The 16,868-nt window shown below is 67.1% G+C and carries 18 protein-coding genes; 11 read left to right on the forward strand and 7 right to left on the reverse strand.

Annotated features, from left to right (window positions below; genetic code table 11):
* Nucleotides 1-19 precede the first annotated feature (19 nt).
* On the reverse strand, nucleotides 20-616 hold the full coding sequence (locus NJ1_RS17265) for a chemotaxis protein CheB (RefSeq protein WP_218025218.1): 597 nt from the start codon (nucleotides 614-616) through the stop codon (nucleotides 20-22).
* Nucleotides 617-772: 156 nt separating this feature from the next.
* Between NJ1_RS17265 and NJ1_RS17270 the strand changes: the two genes are divergently transcribed.
* From NJ1_RS17270 to NJ1_RS17280, 3 genes are all read left to right on the forward strand, one after another.
* On the forward strand, nucleotides 773-1,168 hold the full coding sequence (locus NJ1_RS17270; protein ID WP_067695149.1) for an NUDIX domain-containing protein: 396 nt from the start codon (nucleotides 773-775) through the stop codon (nucleotides 1,166-1,168).
* Nucleotides 1,169-1,399: 231 nt separating this feature from the next.
* Complete coding sequence (locus tag NJ1_RS17275) at nucleotides 1,400-2,344, forward strand: ATP-binding cassette domain-containing protein (protein WP_067695007.1); 945 nt, start codon at nucleotides 1,400-1,402, stop codon at nucleotides 2,342-2,344.
* The gene (locus tag NJ1_RS17280; RefSeq protein ID WP_067695009.1) at nucleotides 2,341-3,105 is read left to right on the forward strand and encodes an ABC transporter permease; all 765 of its coding nucleotides are present in this window, start codon (nucleotides 2,341-2,343) and stop codon (nucleotides 3,103-3,105) included. Before NJ1_RS17275 ends, NJ1_RS17280 begins: the two co-directional genes overlap by 4 nt.
* On the opposite strand, the gene NJ1_RS17285 is transcribed toward NJ1_RS17280, so the two are convergent.
* Nucleotides 3,089-6,319 carry an ATP-binding protein gene (locus NJ1_RS17285; RefSeq protein ID WP_067695012.1) on the reverse strand — a complete coding sequence of 1,077 codons (3,231 nt, stop codon included), beginning with the start codon at nucleotides 6,317-6,319 and terminating at the stop codon, nucleotides 3,089-3,091. The two genes, NJ1_RS17280 and NJ1_RS17285, sit on opposite strands and share 17 nt — an antisense overlap.
* 241 nt (nucleotides 6,320-6,560) lie before the next feature.
* Here NJ1_RS17285 and NJ1_RS17290 point away from each other — a divergent pair, with 241 nt between their 5' ends.
* Genes NJ1_RS17290 through NJ1_RS17300 form a run of 3 tightly spaced genes read left to right on the forward strand, consistent with a single transcriptional unit; the run spans nucleotide 6,561 to nucleotide 8,674 of the window.
* On the forward strand, nucleotides 6,561-7,196 hold the full coding sequence (locus NJ1_RS17290) for a DUF4097 family beta strand repeat-containing protein (RefSeq protein WP_067695015.1): 636 nt from the start codon (nucleotides 6,561-6,563) through the stop codon (nucleotides 7,194-7,196).
* Nucleotides 7,197-7,220: 24 nt separating this feature from the next.
* The gene (locus NJ1_RS17295; protein ID WP_067695018.1) at nucleotides 7,221-7,415 is read left to right on the forward strand and encodes a ferredoxin; all 195 of its coding nucleotides are present in this window, start codon (nucleotides 7,221-7,223) and stop codon (nucleotides 7,413-7,415) included.
* A 38-nt stretch (nucleotides 7,416-7,453) separates the two neighbouring features.
* On the forward strand, nucleotides 7,454-8,674 hold the full coding sequence (locus tag NJ1_RS17300) for a cytochrome P450 (protein WP_067695021.1): 1,221 nt from the start codon (nucleotides 7,454-7,456) through the stop codon (nucleotides 8,672-8,674).
* 156 nt (nucleotides 8,675-8,830) lie between these two features.
* Here NJ1_RS17300 and NJ1_RS17305 read toward each other — a convergent pair whose 3' ends face one another.
* From NJ1_RS17305 to NJ1_RS17315, 3 genes are all read right to left on the reverse strand, one after another.
* Entirely contained in the window at nucleotides 8,831-10,114 is a 1,284-nt protein-coding gene (locus NJ1_RS17305; protein WP_218025221.1) for an MFS transporter, read from the reverse strand.
* Nucleotides 10,111-10,605: a MarR family winged helix-turn-helix transcriptional regulator gene (locus NJ1_RS17310; protein ID WP_067695027.1), complete on the reverse strand. Its 495-nt coding sequence runs from the start codon at nucleotides 10,603-10,605 to the stop codon at nucleotides 10,111-10,113. Before NJ1_RS17310 ends, NJ1_RS17305 begins: the two co-directional genes overlap by 4 nt.
* 99 nt (nucleotides 10,606-10,704) lie before the next feature.
* Entirely contained in the window at nucleotides 10,705-11,010 is a 306-nt protein-coding gene (locus NJ1_RS17315) for a hypothetical protein (protein WP_067695029.1), read from the reverse strand.
* Nucleotides 11,011-11,554: 544 nt separating this feature from the next.
* Here NJ1_RS17315 and NJ1_RS17320 point away from each other — a divergent pair.
* The 5 genes from NJ1_RS17320 to NJ1_RS17330 all read left to right on the forward strand — a co-directional run bounded on the left by NJ1_RS17320 (nucleotide 11,555) and on the right by NJ1_RS17330 (nucleotide 14,309).
* A complete protein-coding gene (locus NJ1_RS17320; RefSeq protein WP_067695031.1) occupies nucleotides 11,555-12,445 on the forward strand; it encodes a helix-turn-helix domain-containing protein in 891 nt (296 codons plus the stop codon).
* Nucleotides 12,445-12,705, forward strand: a complete 261-nt coding sequence (locus NJ1_RS38200; protein WP_084478438.1) for a DUF397 domain-containing protein — start codon at nucleotides 12,445-12,447, stop codon at nucleotides 12,703-12,705. The genes NJ1_RS17320 and NJ1_RS38200 overlap by 1 nt, the downstream gene beginning before the upstream one ends.
* Nucleotides 12,638-12,856, forward strand: coding sequence for a DUF397 domain-containing protein (locus tag NJ1_RS38205; protein ID WP_084478421.1), 219 nt, complete (start codon nucleotides 12,638-12,640; stop codon nucleotides 12,854-12,856). Before NJ1_RS38200 ends, NJ1_RS38205 begins: the two co-directional genes overlap by 68 nt.
* 217 nt (nucleotides 12,857-13,073) lie before the next feature.
* Nucleotides 13,074-13,397: a hypothetical protein gene (locus NJ1_RS17325; protein ID WP_067695033.1), complete on the forward strand. Its 324-nt coding sequence runs from the start codon at nucleotides 13,074-13,076 to the stop codon at nucleotides 13,395-13,397.
* A gap of 90 nt (nucleotides 13,398-13,487) precedes the next feature.
* Nucleotides 13,488-14,309: an RDD family protein gene (locus NJ1_RS17330; RefSeq protein WP_067695035.1), complete on the forward strand. Its 822-nt coding sequence runs from the start codon at nucleotides 13,488-13,490 to the stop codon at nucleotides 14,307-14,309.
* A gap of 16 nt (nucleotides 14,310-14,325) precedes the next feature.
* On the opposite strand, the gene NJ1_RS17335 is transcribed toward NJ1_RS17330, so the two are convergent.
* Together NJ1_RS17335 and NJ1_RS17340 are read right to left on the reverse strand one after the other, a co-directional pair.
* The gene (locus NJ1_RS17335) at nucleotides 14,326-15,051 is read right to left on the reverse strand and encodes an amino acid ABC transporter ATP-binding protein (RefSeq protein ID WP_067695037.1); all 726 of its coding nucleotides are present in this window, start codon (nucleotides 15,049-15,051) and stop codon (nucleotides 14,326-14,328) included.
* A complete protein-coding gene (locus tag NJ1_RS17340; protein WP_067695040.1) occupies nucleotides 15,048-16,829 on the reverse strand; it encodes an ABC transporter substrate-binding protein/permease in 1,782 nt (593 codons plus the stop codon). The genes NJ1_RS17335 and NJ1_RS17340 overlap by 4 nt, the downstream gene beginning before the upstream one ends.
* Between the last annotated feature and the right edge of the window lie 39 nt (nucleotides 16,830-16,868).

Here is a 16,868-nt window from a genome sequence, read left to right on the forward strand (position 1 = left end):
GAGACGGCACGCGTGCCGGTCAGGAGTGTGTGGCTATGTGGGCCAGCACGGCGGCGGCGATGTCGGGCAGTGCCAGCACCCGATCGACCAGCGTGGTGTCGATCGCGGCCCCCGGCATCCCGTAATGAGCGGAGGTGGCCGCGTCCTGGGCGTAGACGGTGCCCTCGCAGTGGGAGATGGCGCGGATCCCGGCTTGCGCGTCGGTGCCCCTGCCGGTGAGTACGACCGCCAGAGCTCGGGGCCCGCAGGTCACCGCGAGGGTGGCCAGGAGCAGATCGGCCGAGGGCCGTGCCGGGGGCAGGCGACCGCTGTCGATGAGCCCGACCCGGGCCTCGGAGGTGACCAGCAGATGCCGCGCGTTCGGGGCGATCAGCACGGTGCCGGCGACCAGCAGGTCACCGTCCTGGGCGTCGCGTACCGGCAGCGCGGTACGCCGATCGAGGATGGCCGCGAGTCCGCTCGGGTATTCCGGGCTCATGTGCTGTGCCACCAGCACCGCTGCGCCCAGGTCCGCGGGCAGGGGTGCCAGCACCTGCGTGAGCGCGTCCAGGCCTCCGGCGGAGGTCACCAGGGCGACCACGGGAAAGCGCAGCGGGAAGCGGTCGGTCATCGACATACCACGATCATGGCCCTCGCTATCCGCATCGTCCGGGGCGCGGCCACCGGGCGGCGTTTCGACAGTCCGCCGGTTTGCCGCCATTGCTCGGAACAGCGCCACACCGGACCGCACCGCCACTGGCACGAGCGGTTGCGCGCCACGCATGATCATTCGATGAGCGACAAGCACCTGGTCTACTGCCGAATCGAGCGCGATGGCGCGGTCCTGCTGGTGCGCCGCGCGCCCGGCGTCTTCCTGGCCGGGCGCTGGGAACTGCCGGGCGGTGGCATCGAGCCCGGTGAGCGGCCGGAGCAGGCCGCGGTGCGCGAGGTCGCCGAGGAAACCGGGCTCTCGATCGAGGTCATCGCCGAGCGGTCCGTGTACTCCTGGATGGATGTCGCCGGACGGCCCCTGCGGATCCACGCGCGCATCTTCGATGTCACCGAATATGACTGCCGCGCAGTCACTCTCAACCCCGACGAGCACGACGACCACGCCTGGGTGACTCCCGATCAGGCCGAGGACCTCGACCTCGCCGAACACTTCGCCGACGCCTTCACGAGACGCTGACTCACAACGAGGGCCGTTGCCACCTTCGGCTTCGGCCAACCGGCCCTCCCGTCAGTGCTCATCGGAGCCGTTCCGATCGGTGGTGCGAACGCCGTGGTCTGCCACTGATTCTCGGTCGGCAGACAGCTCGACATCCCCGCTGAGCAGCCCCGACACCAACTCCGGAGCTGTGTCAGCGGGCGTCAGGTCGGTATCAGGGCGGTATCAGCGGCGCCCGCGACAGTAGTCCCCATGAACAGCACAGCAATCGCGGCTTCCGGACTGCGGAAGGCGTACGGGGACAAGACGGTTCTCGATGGCATCGACCTGAATATCGGTACGGGGACGATCTTTTCCCTGCTCGGCCCGAACGGGGCCGGTAAGACCACGACGGTGAACGTGCTGACCACGCTGCTGAAGGCCGACGGCGGCACGGCGAGTGTGGCGGGGCACGATATCGCCGCGGACACCAAGGCGGTGCGGGCGGCGATCGGAGTGACCGGTCAGTTCGCGGCGGTGGACGATCTGCTGACGGGTGCGGAGAACCTGCAGCTGATGGCGGACATCCACCGGTTGCGCGGGGCCGAGGGCAAACGGGTGATCGGCGGGCTGCTCGAGCGCTTCGATCTGCTCGAGTCCGCGGGCAAGCGGGCCGCGACCTACTCCGGCGGTATGCGCCGCAAACTGGATCTGGCGATGACGCTGGTGACCAAGCCGCGCATCGTCTTCCTGGACGAGCCGACCACCGGTCTGGATCCGCGCAGCCGCCGCACCATGTGGGAGATCGTGCGGGAGTTGACGTCCGACGGCGTCACCATCTTCCTCACCACCCAGTATCTCGAGGAAGCCGATCAGCTGGCGGACCGGATCGCGGTGCTCGACGGGGGTCGCATCGTGGCCGAGGGCACCGCCGAGGAGCTCAAGCGCCAGGTGCCCGGCAGCCATATCCGGCTCCGGTTCACGACCGCGACCGATCTCGACGCCGCGGCGCGCGTCCTGCCCGAATCCACCCGCGACGACGAGGCCCTGACGCTGCGAGTGCCCGGCGACGCCGGCTCGAAATCCATTCGCCGCCTGCTGGATCGGCTCGACGAGCACGCCCTGGACGCGGACGAGGTCTCCGTCCACACCCCTGATCTCGATGATGTCTTCCTTTCCCTGACCGGACACGCCACCACGGAGGTTGTCGCACCATGAGCACCATCACCGCACCCCTGACCGACGCCTCGATCATGTTGCGCCGCAACTTCAAACACATCGCCCGCACTCCGGTCACGGTGTTCAACGCCGCGCTGATGCCCGTCATGATGATGCTGATCTTCGTGTACGTGTTCGGCAGCGCCTTCGACGTCGGGGGCGGGGACTACATCAACTACGCGACGCCCGGCATGATCCTGCTGGCCGTGAGCTACGGCCTCTCGGGCACCGCCGTCTCGGTGAGTTCCGATATGGCCAAGGGCATCATCAATCGCTTCAAGGTCATGGACGTCTCGCGGGGCGCGGTCCTGACCGGCCACGTCGCGGCCACCATCCTGACCAATGCCGTCGCCATCACCGCCGTGCTGGGAGTGGCCTTCGCACTGGGCTTTCGGACCTCGGCGAGCGCGCTGGAATGGCTCGGCGCGATCGGCGTCATGCTGGCGACCTCGTTCGCCGCGTCGTGGCTGACCGTCGCCCTGGGCATGGCCGCCAAGACCCCGGAGGCCGCGGGCATGACCGTGGTGCCGCTGATCATGCTGCCCTTCCTGAGCAGCGCGATCGTGCCCGCTGATCAGATGGGCCAGGGTGTGCGGCAGTTCGCGCAGTACCAGCCCTTCACGCCGATCATCGAATCGCTGCGCGGGTTTCTCACCGGAAACCCGTCCGCGGGCTACACCGCGGCGGCGCTGGCCTGGTGCGCCGGGTTCGCCATCGTCGGGTACGTGTGGTCCCGCTCGACATTCACGAAGCGAGCGTAGCCGCGGCCAGCTCACGCCAATCCGCCTGTGTCCCTTCCCTCGTCGCCTCGGTGAAGCTCGCTTCACCGAGGCGACTTTTCGCTGTCCGCTCGATGCGGTCCGCGTCCGGCAGGGAACGATCGGGCAGCCCGCGCACGCCGACGCTCGCCGCGAGCAGGCGGGCGGCCTGCTCGTTCCGATCCGAGCGCAGCGCGAGATCCGCGAGCGCGACCAGCACCCCGGCGGTCAGCGCCGCGTGGCCCAGATCGGCCGCGGCGTCGAAGGCCGCCGTGTGCTCGGCCCGGGCCACCTCGTGGTCGTCCGCGAGATAGCCGCGCAGCAGATGGATCATCGCGCTGTTGTACGCCTGTTCCGCCTCGCTGCCCAAAGCCGTTGTGGCGATGTCGATCTGCCGGTGTGCCTGTTCGGTGTCGCCGTTCCAGCGCGCCAACTCCGCCTTCGACAGCGCCACCTCGAACAGCGAGATCGGCCAGGCGGCCTGATCCGCGTAGCGCTGCGCCTCGTCGATGGCGGCCGCACTCGACTCGGGGTCACCCAGCAACCAGTACAGCTGCGCCTGCCGCGAGCGCATGCGCACGATGTCCTCGATCGCACCGACCTCGGTGACCACCGCGCTCGCCTCCTCGTACAGCGCACAGGCGCCGGCGAATTCGCCGCGCATGGCCATCCGATCGGCCACCTCGGTGAGCGCGAAGGACATGCCCCACCGCTCGCCGAGGACCCGGAACTCGGCGAGCGCCGTCTCGAGATACTCGTCCGCCTCCCGGCCGTCGCGGCCGAGCACGATCCGCATCTTGCCCATCTGCAGCCGGGCCAGCGCGCGCACCCAGGGGTCGTCGTCCACCAGCAGCGGTTCGAAGGCGTTCAGCAGCGCGTCCGGTCCAGCCAGCATGTGTTCGAGGACGGCGGCGAAGGCCAGCGCCGGATGGCCGTGCGTGATGTCACGACTGAACTTGTAGCCCTTGTGGATCCACTCCTGCACCTGGTGCTCGTCATTGCGCCCGGAGCTCAGGAAATGCACCGCCAGCCCGTACACCGTGGCGCGGGTCTCGTCGTCGATCTCGCCGGGCAGGTCCGCGACCGCGAGGATCAACTCCTGGCCTTCGGCCTTGTGCCCGCCGAGCCACCAGTACCACCCGGCGGCGGCCGCGAGCCGCAGTGCCCCGGCCGCGTCACCGCCGGCCAGCGCCCCGCGCATGGCGACGGCGATATTGTCGTGCTCGGCCTCGAGGACGGCGAGCCATTCCAGTTGTTCCGCCCGGCGTAGATGCGGTTCGGCGGTGGCGGCCAGACCGGTGAAGTACGCGAGGTGCGCACGTCGCGCGGCTTCGGCCTCGCCCGATTCCGCGAGCCGGTCCCGGGCATACTGCGCGATCGTGCCGAGCATTCGGTAGCGCGGTTCGCCGTCGGCGACGGTGTCCCCGCCACCGTGCACGCGATCGACGGAAGTGGTGAGCAGCAACGATTTCTCGGTCAGCGCGGTGAGCAACTCGAGCACCTCCCATTGCTCGACCGCGGCGCTCGCTCCGGCCGCACGCTCGGCGCCGTGCGACCCTGACCCCTGCTCGTCGGAGTTGCCGGCGCATACCTGTTCCGCCGCTTCGAGACTCGCCCCGCCGGAGAATACGGCGAGCCTGCGCAGCACGGCTCGCTCGGCATCGCTGAGCAGTTCCCAGCTCCAGTCGACCACCGCGCGCAGGGTGCGGTGCTGCGGCATGGCGGTGCGGCTGCCGCCGGTCAGCAGGCGGAAGCGATCGTCGAGGCGATTGGCCAGTTGTTCCAGAGACATGGTGCGCAACCGGGCCGCGGCCAATTCGATCGCGAGCGGGATGCCGTCCAGCGCGCGGCACACCCGCGCCATGGTCGCCAGGGTGCGTGCATCGGTGCCGAGGTCCTTGCGGACCGCGCCCGCTCGATCGCGCAGAAGTTGCACGGCCGCAGCGGATTCGATCTCCTGCGGGCTCGCGTGCTCGCTCGGCAGGGCCAGCGGACCGACCTGCCACAGCGCCTCACCGGTGATGCCGAGCGGTTCGCGGCTGGTGGCCAGAATGCGAAGCGTCCGGCATTCGCCGAGCAGACGGTGCGCGAAGGTCGCGGCGGCCTCGATCACGTGCTCGCAATTGTCCAGGATCAGCAGGGTTTCGCGGTCACGGACGGCCGCGACCAGTCGGTCCATCGGTTCCGCGTTGGACGTGCCGCCCAGCAATGCGTCCCGGAGCCCGAGCGCGGTCAGCACCGACTGCGCGATGTCACCGCTGTCACCGACGGACGCCAGCTCCACCAACCAGGCCCCGTCCGGCAGATCCTCGAGCATGGTCTGCGCGGTCTCCAGCGCGAGCCGGGTCTTGCCCGAGCCGCCGGGACCGGTCAGAGTGGTGAGCCGATGGTCCGCGATGAGTTCGCGCACGACCGCGATATCGGCGAATTTGCCTACGTACCTGGTCAATTCGGCTCGGAGGTTGGTCTTGCGATCGGGGTCGCGCACGCCGACCTCACCGCGCAGCAGCGCGACGTGCAGTTCGGACAGCTCCGCCGAGGGGTCCACACCGAGTTCGTCGGCGAGCGCCTCGCGGGCGCGCTGATAAACGCCGAGCGCTTCGGCGCTGCGGCCCGCGCTGCCCAGCGCGCGCATGAGCGCGGCGACGAGCCGTTCCCGCGTCGGGTTCGACGCGACCAGCTCGGTCAGCTCGGTCACCAGGTCCGGGCCTCGTCCGAGCCGCATCTCCGCTTCGTAGAGGTCCTCGGTGGCGGCCAGGCGCAGCATGTCGAGCCTGGTGACCACCGCGTCGAACGCCTCACTGTCCTGCACGCCGATGTCCTGCATCAGCGCACCGCGCCACAGTTCGAGGGCTTCGCGCAGGAGCGCGGCCTGTTGGGCGTCGTCACCGCCGCGGGCCTGGTCGAGGAGCTGTTCGAAGCGCACGGCGTCCACGTCGCGGGGTTCGACGATGAGCCGGTAGCCGCCCGCCTGGCCGTCCAGCGATCCGTCCGGCAGCAGCCTGCGCAGCCGCGACACCAGCGCCTGTAGCGCGTTCGCCGCGTCGGCGGGCGGTTGTTCACCCCAGATCCAATCGACCAGCGTCGACTTCTGGACCGCGCGGCCCGGTTCGAGCGCGAGCGCGATCAGCAGCGCCCGCAACCGGGCACCCGGAACCTCGATCGATCCGCCGCCCGCTTCGCGGATCTCCAGTGGTCCAAGTATCCCGATCTGCACCCGGCCATTGTGCCGTGAGCTGTCAGGGGCAGGGGGCCACCCTCTGCCCGCAAACCCTCGACAGAGCGCGGTTACCCGACCTGAGCAGGCAATACATCGCATCAGTGGCCATATCAGGTCAGTGTCAGGGTCGTATCAGCCGCGACGCCCACAGTAGTGACATCAACCGCACCGGTACCGCGAACCACAGGACGCGAACCAGGTACGGCGACCACCGAATCCACACACCCAGGAGCTCATCATGACCGTCTTGCAGACCCCGAACCCGATCACCGTCACCGTCGACGTGCTCTCCGCGAGCGTCACCGTGATCGCCTCCGAGCGCACCGACTCCGTGGTCGAGATCCGCCCGGCCGATGCGGCCAAGAAAGCCGACGTGCGCGCCGCCGCGCAGACCCTGGTCGATTTCACCGCCGGCGCGCTGACCGTGACGACTCCCAAGAACTGGCGGACCTACACCCCGTTCGGCGGCAACCCGTCGATCGAGATCCTCATCGAGGTGCCGGTCGGATCGCTGCTCGAGAGCACCGCCGGCGTCGGCAAGCTGGTGAGCGTCGGCGAGTTCGGCAGCACCACGCTGGAGGTCGCCGCCGGTGACATCGTCGTGGAGAGCCCGCGCGGCGCGGTGTCCGCGAAGGTCGCCAAGGGCGACATCCGCGTCAGCGACGCCTCGAACGGAGAGCTGCGACTGGAGACCTCGTACGGCGAGCTCGAGGTCGGCATCCGCCCGGGCAGCGCGGCATCGCTGGAGACCAACGTCAAGCAGGGCGCGGTGCAGAACCTCATGCAGCCGGTCGGCAAGGACGCCGAGGTCGTGCGGGTCCACGCGCGGAACTCGTTCGGCAACATCATCGTTCGCCACGCGGTCGCGGCCTGAGCCCTTCGCCGGAAGGAGCGAGCGATGAAGCTCATCGTCGATCGGGATCGCTGCATCGGCGCGGGTATGTGCGCGCTGAGCGCCCCCGGAGTATTCGACCAGGACGACGCGGACGGCCGGGTGGTTCCCCTGAGCATCACCCCCGCGCCCGAATGGGAGCAGGCCGTCCGCGAAGCCGTCCAGTTGTGCCCGTCGGGCGCAATCACCCTCGGCCACTGACTCTTCCGCTGTTCACAGCCATCTCGAAAGGCATCTCGATGAGCACCACCGTCCCCGTCCCGCACGGCCTCCCGATGAACCGCGACGCGGGACCGTTCAATCCGCCCAGCCGAATCACCGAACTGCGTGATGCCCGCCCGGTCAGTCCGCTGATCTTCCCCGACGGCCACGAGGGCTGGCTGGTCACCGGTCATGAGGCGGTCCGAAAGGTCATGGGCGACACCCGGTTCAGCTCACGCCAGGACCTCGGCGTGATGCATGTGCCGTACGAGACCCCGGGCATGCCGGTCGCCACCGAACCGTCCCCGCAGATCCCCGGCCTGTTCATCGCGATGGATCCGCCCGACCACACCCGGCTGCGGCGCAAGATCACCGGCGCGTTCACCGTCCGGCGTATGAAGGCCCTCGAAGACCACATCGTCGAAATCACCGAGCAGCATCTGGACGCGATGTCGCGACTGACTCCGCCGATCGACCTGGTCAAGGAGTTCGCGCTGCCGATTCCCTCGCTGGTGATCTGCGAGTTGCTCGGCGTCCCCTACGCGGATCGCGAGACCTTCCAGGTCAATACCCTCAAATTCCTGATCAAGGATCAGGCGCTGGAGGAGAAGATGGCCGCCTACGGCGCGATGACCTCGTTCCTGGCCGAACTGGTCGTCGGCAAGCGCGCCGAGCCGACCGAGGACATCCTGTCCGATCTGGCTCGCGACGAGGATCTGAGCGTCGAAGAGCTGGTCGGCATCGCGTTCCTGCTGCTGCTCGCCGGACACGAGACCACCGCGAACATGTTGGGGCTCGGCACTTTCGCGCTGCTCGAACACCCCGAGCAGCTGGCGGAGTTGCGCGCCGATCCGGAGCTGATGCCCGAGGCGGTGGAGGAGCTGCTGCGCTTTCTGTCGGTCGCGGACATCTTCTACCGCTACGCCACCGAGGACATCGAAGTGGACGGTGAGCGGATTCCCGAGGGATCGACCGTCGTGGTGTCGCTGCTGGCCGCCAACCACGACCCCGCCCGGTACGAGAACCCCGACACCATCGATCTGCACCGCACGGCTCGCGGGCACCTGTCCTTCGGGCACGGCATCCACACCTGCCTCGGGCAACAGCTGGCGCGGATCGAGATGCGTGCGGGATTCGCGGGATTGCTGCGCCGGTTCCCGGGGCTGGAGTTGGCGGTGCCCGCGGATGAGGTGAAGCTGCGCACGGACATGAACATCTATGGTGTGCACGAACTTCCGGTTACCTGGTCCGTGCAGTAGACGGGGACGGCGCGGCGGGATTCGAGGACGACGCAACCCGAGCCCGCCTCGTCGCCGAGTTCACCACCGACCCCGCGGTGAGGCGCGCGGCGACGGCGAACCCGATGCCCGTGCCGTGTCCGTTATCGAGCCGAAGCCGTTGCCCTGGCACCGAATTCACGCCGCAGCGGAAACACTCCGGCTGGACGAGTGGTCGATCCGGCGCAGAGCCGGGTACATGAGCAGGCCGAGGATGATGGTGGGGACGCCGCCGATGACCAGGGACCAGCGGCTGCCGAGTTCTTCGGCGACCCAGCCGACCAGCGGGCCGCCGACCACGGTGGTGCCACCCCAGGCCAGCGCCCACAGCGCCATCACCCGGCCGCGCATGGAGGGTTCCGAGGCCAGTTGCAGGGTCGTCTTGGCGTAGGAGTTGAAGGTGATGGAGCCGTAGCCGACGAACACCAGGGCGACGAAGGCCAGGACGAGATTGGGGGCCAGCGCGGTGGCGAGAATCGCTGTGCCCCAGCCGATCGCGGCGACGGCGAGCGCGGTCGCGCGGCGGGGGCTCTGCCGCCCGGCGGCGACGAGGCCGCCGACGATCGCGCCGGAGGCCATCACCGCCGACATCGCACCGTAGGTGCCCGCACCGCCGTGGAACGCGCCCCGCGCCACCAGCGGCAGGGTGATCGGGAATTCGAAGGCCAGGGTGCCGGTGATGGTGAGCATGATCAGCGGCAGGAACAGGGCCGGAGTGTGCCGGGCGTAGGAAAGTCCCTCGCGGATCTGGCCTTTCGCCCGGGGCGCGCGCTCCGAGGGTTGCATTTCGGCGGCGCGCATCATGGCCAGGCTGATCAGGACAGCGATGAACGACACCGCGTTGATGGCGAAGGCCCAGGTCAATCCGACTGTCGCGACGATCGTGCCACCGAGGGCCGCGCCGAACACGCGCGCGATATTGATCGACACCGAACCCAGTGTGACCGCGTTGAGCAGGTGCCTGCGTGGAACCATCTCCGGAATCAAGGCCTGCCGAGCGGGATTGTCGAACACCATCAGTCCACCGGCGGCGAGCGACAGGACGATTACCAAAGGCACCGTGGCGGTTCCGGTCGCGCACATCACCGTGAACGCGATCGCCACTGCGGCAGAAGCGGTCTGGGTGAAGTACAGCAGGCGGCGCTTGTTCGCCCGGTCCGCGATGACGCCGCCGATCGGAGCGAGCAGCAGGAACGGCAGGAATCGGGCCGCGGTCGTGAGGCCGAGATCCGCACCGCTGCCGGTCAAGTCGAGCACCAGGAACGCCAGGGCCAGGGTCTGCATCCAGGTTCCGGCCACTGAGATCGACTGCCCGATGAAGTACAGCCGATAGTTCCGCACCCGCAGCGAGGATCCGATCCGGTCCATTCTGCTCGGCTGGGGCATCGGTGCCGCCTGGGTTACCAGTTCCGGGGCTCTCACGAATCGCTCCCGCGCTCGATGCCGTCCAGCTTTTCGCGCTGCGGCCCTCCGGGGATCTCGAATTCGGCGAGCCGCGCCATCAATTCGCCTGCGCGGAACAGCAATTGCTGTTCCTCGGCTGTCAACTTCGCGCGCATCGCCTGCCCCAGCCAGCTGTCCCGCTCGCCTCGGAACTGCGCGACGAACGCCGCCCCCTCAGGCGTCACACTGACCCGCACCCGCCGCCCGTCGACCGGATCCGGCTCGCGCCGCACCAATCCCGCGTCATCCAATTCCCGCAGCGCCGCAGCCACATTGGAGCTGGTCATCCGCAGCTCGTCGCCGATCTCCCGGGGACTCACCTCGCGGCATCGCGCCGCCGTGAACAACACCTGCATGACCGGCCGCGACATCGCGCTCGACGCCCCCGGTGCGGGCCACACCTCACGCCGCAGCCGCCGCTGCAGCAGTCGCATCTGCTCCCGGAAAGCCCGAACCTGATCATCGCGCATAATTGCTATCTTAGATCGCTATCTCACATAGCAAAACCCTCGGGGTCTGTCTGACGCCTCACTCCCACCCGAAACACTCCCCTGAACTGCACAGATCGATCAATTGACCGGCACGGTATGCCTGCGAATCGCATCCCTCACCACCTGCCCGCCCACGCCGCCCCCGGCCGGCTCCGTCCCCTCCAGAATCACATCGAGAATGTCCGCCCCGTCCAACGTCGCCGGATACCGCTGCCCAGCCCGCGCACTCGCGATCACCGCGTGCAACACCACCGCGTACACCCGCGCCCGGGGAACCACCAGCCGCCACCCGCACCCCTCCCACTCCCGAAGCCGCGCCTCCACGATCCCCAGCACATCCACGATCACTTGGATCTCGACCTCGTCCCGATCATCGATGGGCATGCCGACCTCCCGAACCCCAAGCCCGCCAGGCACTGACCATGTCCCCCACCAGCTCGCGCAGCGCGGCCCGCACCGGCACCCGCGCAGTCCGCGAGTCCAGCACCATCCGCCCGTCATCGACCAACACCGCCCGAGCCCGCCGCCGAACCTCACAACTCCCCACCCCACACCCCCGATGCAACTGCATCCCCCGATGCGCCTGCGCCACAGTCAATTCCCCGGGATCAGCAGAGCAAGACCACAACTCCCGCGCCCCATATCCGGCGATGCGAGCCTGCCGTGCCACTCCTTCAAGAGCGGTGTCCGACCGTCTCTCCTGGTCGAGACGTTCGATGATCGCTTGCACCGAATATTGGTTCGTTCTGGACATTTTCTGACCTCCTCGGTTGTGCCCGGATTCCAGGACACCACCGACTGCCTGGAAATATGATGAGAACTGAAGCTTCAGATTGAGTCGCTTCAAAATGCCAGGACGCCTGGCAATTTTGCCTCGCGTACGGCTTCACTTTTCGAGTGCTGTCATCTTCACTTCCAGGGAGTCCCCATGAGTGACCAGGACAATCAGCCCTCAACTCTGCCCCGTCGCCAGCTGGGTCGGTTCCTTCGCGAAGCCCGAGAAGCGCTAGGACTGACACAAAAGGTTGCGGCCGAGATGGTCGAGCTCAGCGAACCTGGACTACAGCGCATCGAAGCTGGCCGAGTGAAGAAGGTTCGCGTCAGGGATGTGCGGGCGCTGTGCGAGATCTATGAGATCAGCGCCGAGAACACCCAGCGGGCTGTGGATCTCGCCGAGCAAGCAAAGGTGACCAGCTGGTACCACGCATTCGGCGGTCTATTCAACGACACCTTCAACATGTATGTCGGATTGGAAGCCTCTGCGCGCCAGCTGATTACCTACCACGAACATGTCCCGGGACTACTGCAGACCGCTGACTACGCCCGTTCGCTCATAGCCGCTTTCTACCGCGACGATAGTCCCGAAGACATCGGTCGACGAGTTGAACTGCGGATGAAGCGTCAGGCAATCGTCACTCGCAAGTCGCGACCCCTGAACCTCGATGTGCTCCTTCATGAATCGGCTCTTCACCGCGTCATCGGCGACCGTCCGACGATGGCAACCCAGCTGAGGCACCTCGCCGAAATCAGCAAACTGCCGAACGTGACGTTGCGTATTCATCCCTTCTCCGCTGGCTGCACGTGGGGACTTCTGCACGGGCCGTTCGTAATACTCGACTTCGGGACGGATACACGAGGCAAACCGATTGAACCATCCGTCGTCTATCACGAGATCCAAATGAGTAACGACGTCTATCTCGAGAAGCCTGCCGACCTGCAGCGTTACCATGAATTGGCTGCGACCCTTCGGGCTTCGGCTCTCGATGCGGACCGCACACGAGCTCTGCTCAGACAGGCAGCAAGGAGTTATCAGCAGTGATGGACGAGCTATCCAGAGCCGGTTGGTTCAAGAGCAGCTACAGCGAAAGTAGCGGCGCTTGCGTAGAAGTCGCGTGGCTTCCGGACGGCGCAGTCGGAGTCCGCGACTCCAAGAACCAGACCGGTCCAGCACTCGTGTTCGCACCAGCCGCCTGGGATGCATTCACCGCGGCCCTCACACGGGTCCAACTCGATGCCCCTGCCAAGAAGGGAAACGTTCGTGAGCTGGTTCAAGAGCAGCTACAGCAGCGGCCAAACTGAATGTGTCGAGGTCGCCTGGTTGACGGAAAGCGCAGTAGGCGTGCGCGACTCGAAGGACCCCACTGGACCGGCCCTCGTGTTCGCACCTGCGGACTGGGACGTATTCACCGGTGCAATCACACGGGGCAAGCTCGATTGCTCCGCGTCATAGCGGGCCTCCAGGGTGAATCCGTTCCAGCAGAACGTCTTCGATAGCTGATACTGGTTGTCAGCCCGAAGTAACTGCGCGACAGCGTGATCCGAGAATTCCGCGCTTCCCGGCGACGAGGAGCCGGACGCCACCCCTCATGCCGAAGGAATCAGCCCTCTAGAGTTCGGACCAGCGACTTGATCTGGTCGCGTTTCGAATCGGGGAGGATTGATCGGTCATGACGGGACCTCAGAAGAGAACGAACTGGGTGGGGCTGGGGATTACCGGGGTGGTGATCGGCCTGATCATCCTGGGGATTTCGACGTTCGCGGCGAGGGACGCGGAGAACCCGCGATGTGACGGCCACTCGATGAGCGCCGGCGACACCTGCGTCTCCTCGCGCTCCGGTGCACAAAGCACCGCCGAGCGCGCCTCCGACGCCGAGGCGGCATCGGTCTGGATGCAGCGAGTGGGCTACGGCCTCCTCACCATCGGCATGGTGAGCCTGGTCGTGGGCGGTATCGCCGCCGCCGCGCGTCCGGAATCGTCCCGACGGGATTGATCGCACCGTCAGGAGCCGCCCGATCGGCGGCTCCTGACCGCGCCCCGCTTACTTTCACCGACCGACCATGTTCCACGTGCAAGGAAGTACATGAGCTACCCGAACAGCCCATACCCGACGCAACCGCCGCCCGGGCAGCCCGAATACGACTACACCAAGCAGCCCAACGGCTTCGGCGATCCCCAGCATCCCGAGACTGCCGGTTATCCCCCGCAGACCGACGCGAGCGGCTATCCCCCGCATGCCGACCCCGGTGGCTATCCCCAGCATGCTGAACCCGGTGGTTATCCGCAGAACCCGTACGGCGCGGGCTACCCACAGCAACCGGGCGGTCCCGGTTATCCCCAAGGCCCACAACCGGGATTCGGTTACCCACAGGCCGCCTACCCGGGGTCCGGCGGATACTCGCCCTTCGGCGTACCTCCATCGAACTACGCGCACTGGGGATTACGGATCGGCGCCCGGCTCATCGACATGCTGGTCGTGATGGGACCGGCGTTTCTGCTGTTCGTGCTGGCAAGCACGGTCGGCAGCGATACTGTCGCCTGCTCTCGCTATTCAGCGCGCGATTACTCCAGTTACGACTCCAAGAGCTGTGAGTCGGACACCGTACTCAACACCGCGGGCGGCATATTCGTGCTGCTGGCCGTAGTCAGCTACATCGCCATCGCCCTGTACCTCGCCTACGTCGAGGGCACCACCGGACAGGGCCCGGGCAAGCGCGTGGTGGGCATTCGCCTGATCCGCGAATCCACCGGGCAGCCGGTAGGTTTCGGCCTCGCCATCGGCCGCCAACTCCTGCACGTGGTCGACAACCTCGCCTGCCACCTCGGCTGGTTCTGGCCGATCTGGGACGACAAGAGCCAGACCCTGGCCGACAAGATCGCGGGGACCGTGGTGGTCAGGGCCTGACCTGAGCTCACCAGGTTCAGAGAACCTGGGACAGGAACTGCCGCAGGCGCGGGGTTTCGGCGTTGTCGAAAAGGGCTGCGGGGGTGCCCGTTTCGACTACCTGGCCGTGGTCCATGAAGACGACCTGGTCGGACACCGAACGGGCGAAGCCCATTTCGTGGGTGACGACGATCATGGACATGCCGCCCTTGGCCAGGTCCGCCATCAGGGCGAGGATGCCCTTCACCAGTTCCGGGTCCAGGGCCGAGGTGGCCTCGTCGAAGAACATGAGCTGCGGCTTCATGGCCAGGGCTCGGGCGATGGCGACGCGCTGCTGCTGACCGCCGGAGAGGTTGGCGGGACGGGAGTCGGCCTTACCCTCCAGGCCGACGGCGGTCAGTTGTTCCAGCGCCAGGGTCCGGGCCTGTTCCTTGGAGAGGCCGTGGAGTTTCCGTGGCCCCAGGGCGATGTTCTCCGCGACGGTCTTGTGCGGGAACAGGTTGAAGTGCTGGAACACCATGCCGATTCGGCGGCGCAGCTCGTCGGGGTTGTCCTTCAGGACGGACTTGCCGTCCACGAGGATGTCGCCCTTGGACGGCTCGTGCAGCCGGTTCAGCACACGCAGCAGGGTGGACTTGCCCGAACCCGACGGTCCGATGACGGTGGTGGTCTTGCCCGCGTCGACCTGGATGTCCACGCCGCGCAGAATCTCGTTGCCGCCCAGCGTGACATGCAGGCCGGTGCCGGTGAGGGAAGCGCTCATGCTCCACGTCCTTCGGTGATGACGGCCTGCTCGACCGGGCTCACGACCTTCTCGGCGCGGCCGGTGCGCATGCGGTTGTCGATGTAGTTGACCAGGTGGGTCAGCGGGATCGTCAGGACCAGATACATCAGACCCGCCGCCACCAGCGGCGAGAGATTTCCGGTCTGCGCGTTGAGGTCTCGGCCCACCGCGAACAACTCACGCTGGGTGGCCAGCAGCCCGAGGAAGTAGATCAGGGAGGAGTCCTTGATCAGGGCGATGAACTGGTTCATCAACGCGGGCAGCACGCGGCGCACGCCCTGCGGGATCACCACCAGCGTCATGGCCTGCCGATAGCCGAACCCGATGGCGCGTGCGGCCTCGAGCTGTCCGGCCTCCACCGATTGGATGCCGGAGCGGAAGATCTCACCGATGTAGGCCGAGGACAGCAGTCCCAGCGCCACCACGCCCAGCCAGTACGGATTGTTCCCGGTCAGGTTCTTCACCACCGGTCCGATGCCCAGACCGATGATCAGAATGATCACGACGGCGGGCAGGCCACGGAAGATATCGGTGTAAATCCTTGCGGGCCAGCGCAACCAGCGAGTCCTGGAAATACCCGCGACCGCCAGCAGCATGCCGATCACCGTGCCCAGCGCTCCGGAGGTCAGCGCCAGGATCAGGGTGTTCGGCAGACCGGTCTTGATCAGATCCGGGAACGCCTTGCGATACAGCGACCAATCGAAGAACGTGTCCTTCAATTGCGACAGTGTGGATTTCGGCTGCACACCGGCATTGGACGTGCCGCCGCCGTTCTGGGCCGCGAGTGCGGCGAAGTCCGGCATCACCGGCGCGGCAACGGCTTTCGAACCGGGTTTCCAGCCCGGCGGCAGCTCGCGCGGCACCCAGTCCTCGTACAGTTTGGCGTAGGTGCCGTCCGCGATCACCGCGTCCAGCCCGGAGTTGAGCGCGTCGATCAGCGGCTGATTGTCCTTGCGCACCGCGTAACCGACGAAGTTGTTGAGGCTGAAGGTGTTCTGCGCGATCGTGGTGGGATCACCGGGCTTGATCGCGCCGACGGCCTGCGCGGACGGCGCGACCCAGGCATCGATCTGACCGGTCTTGAGGTTCGCGTACGCGGTGTTGTAATCCGGGAACTTCACCGGATCCAGGTGCAATTCGTTCACCACGAACTCGTCCTGCACGGTGCCCTGCACCACGCCGATGCGCTTGCTCTTGTTCAGATCGTCGAAGCTCCCGATGCCACCGCCGTTGGCGACGACCAGCGAGAAGTAGCCGAAGTCGTAGCCGTTGGTGAAGCCGACCAGATTGCGGCGGGCATCGGTGGTGGTGATGTTGGACGAGCCGACGTCGAAGCGGCGGTTGGAGACCTGAGCCAGCAGACCCGCGAACTCGGTGCCGCTGAACTCGACCTGCAGGCCGAGCTTCGCGCCGATCGCCCGCAGCAGCTCGTTGTCCATGCCGGTGAAATCACCGTGCGAGTTCACGCAGATGCTCGGCGGCGCGTCCGAGAGCGTGCCGACGCTCAGCTTGCCCGGCGTGAGGAGGCCGAGCTTGCTGACGTCGATCTTGTCCAGCGACGTCGTGGTCGCGGTGGTGAAGCGATCCGCGTTCGGCGCGGACTGCCCGGTCGCGAGATTCGTGGGCGCGGCGCTGGCGGCGGAAATGCCGGGCGGCGAACACAGATCCCCGTTCGCGGGTGCGGCGGTGACGGGTCCCGCACCGAGGGCGGCGGTCCCCGCCAGTGTGACCAGCAACGCTCCCGCGACCGCGAACATCCGGGATCGCCGACCGGGTCGCCGGGGCGTGGTCGTGCG

Source organism: Nocardia jejuensis NBRC 103114, from assembly GCF_001613145.1.
Classification (GTDB): Bacteria; Actinomycetota; Actinomycetes; order Mycobacteriales; family Mycobacteriaceae; genus Nocardia; species Nocardia jejuensis.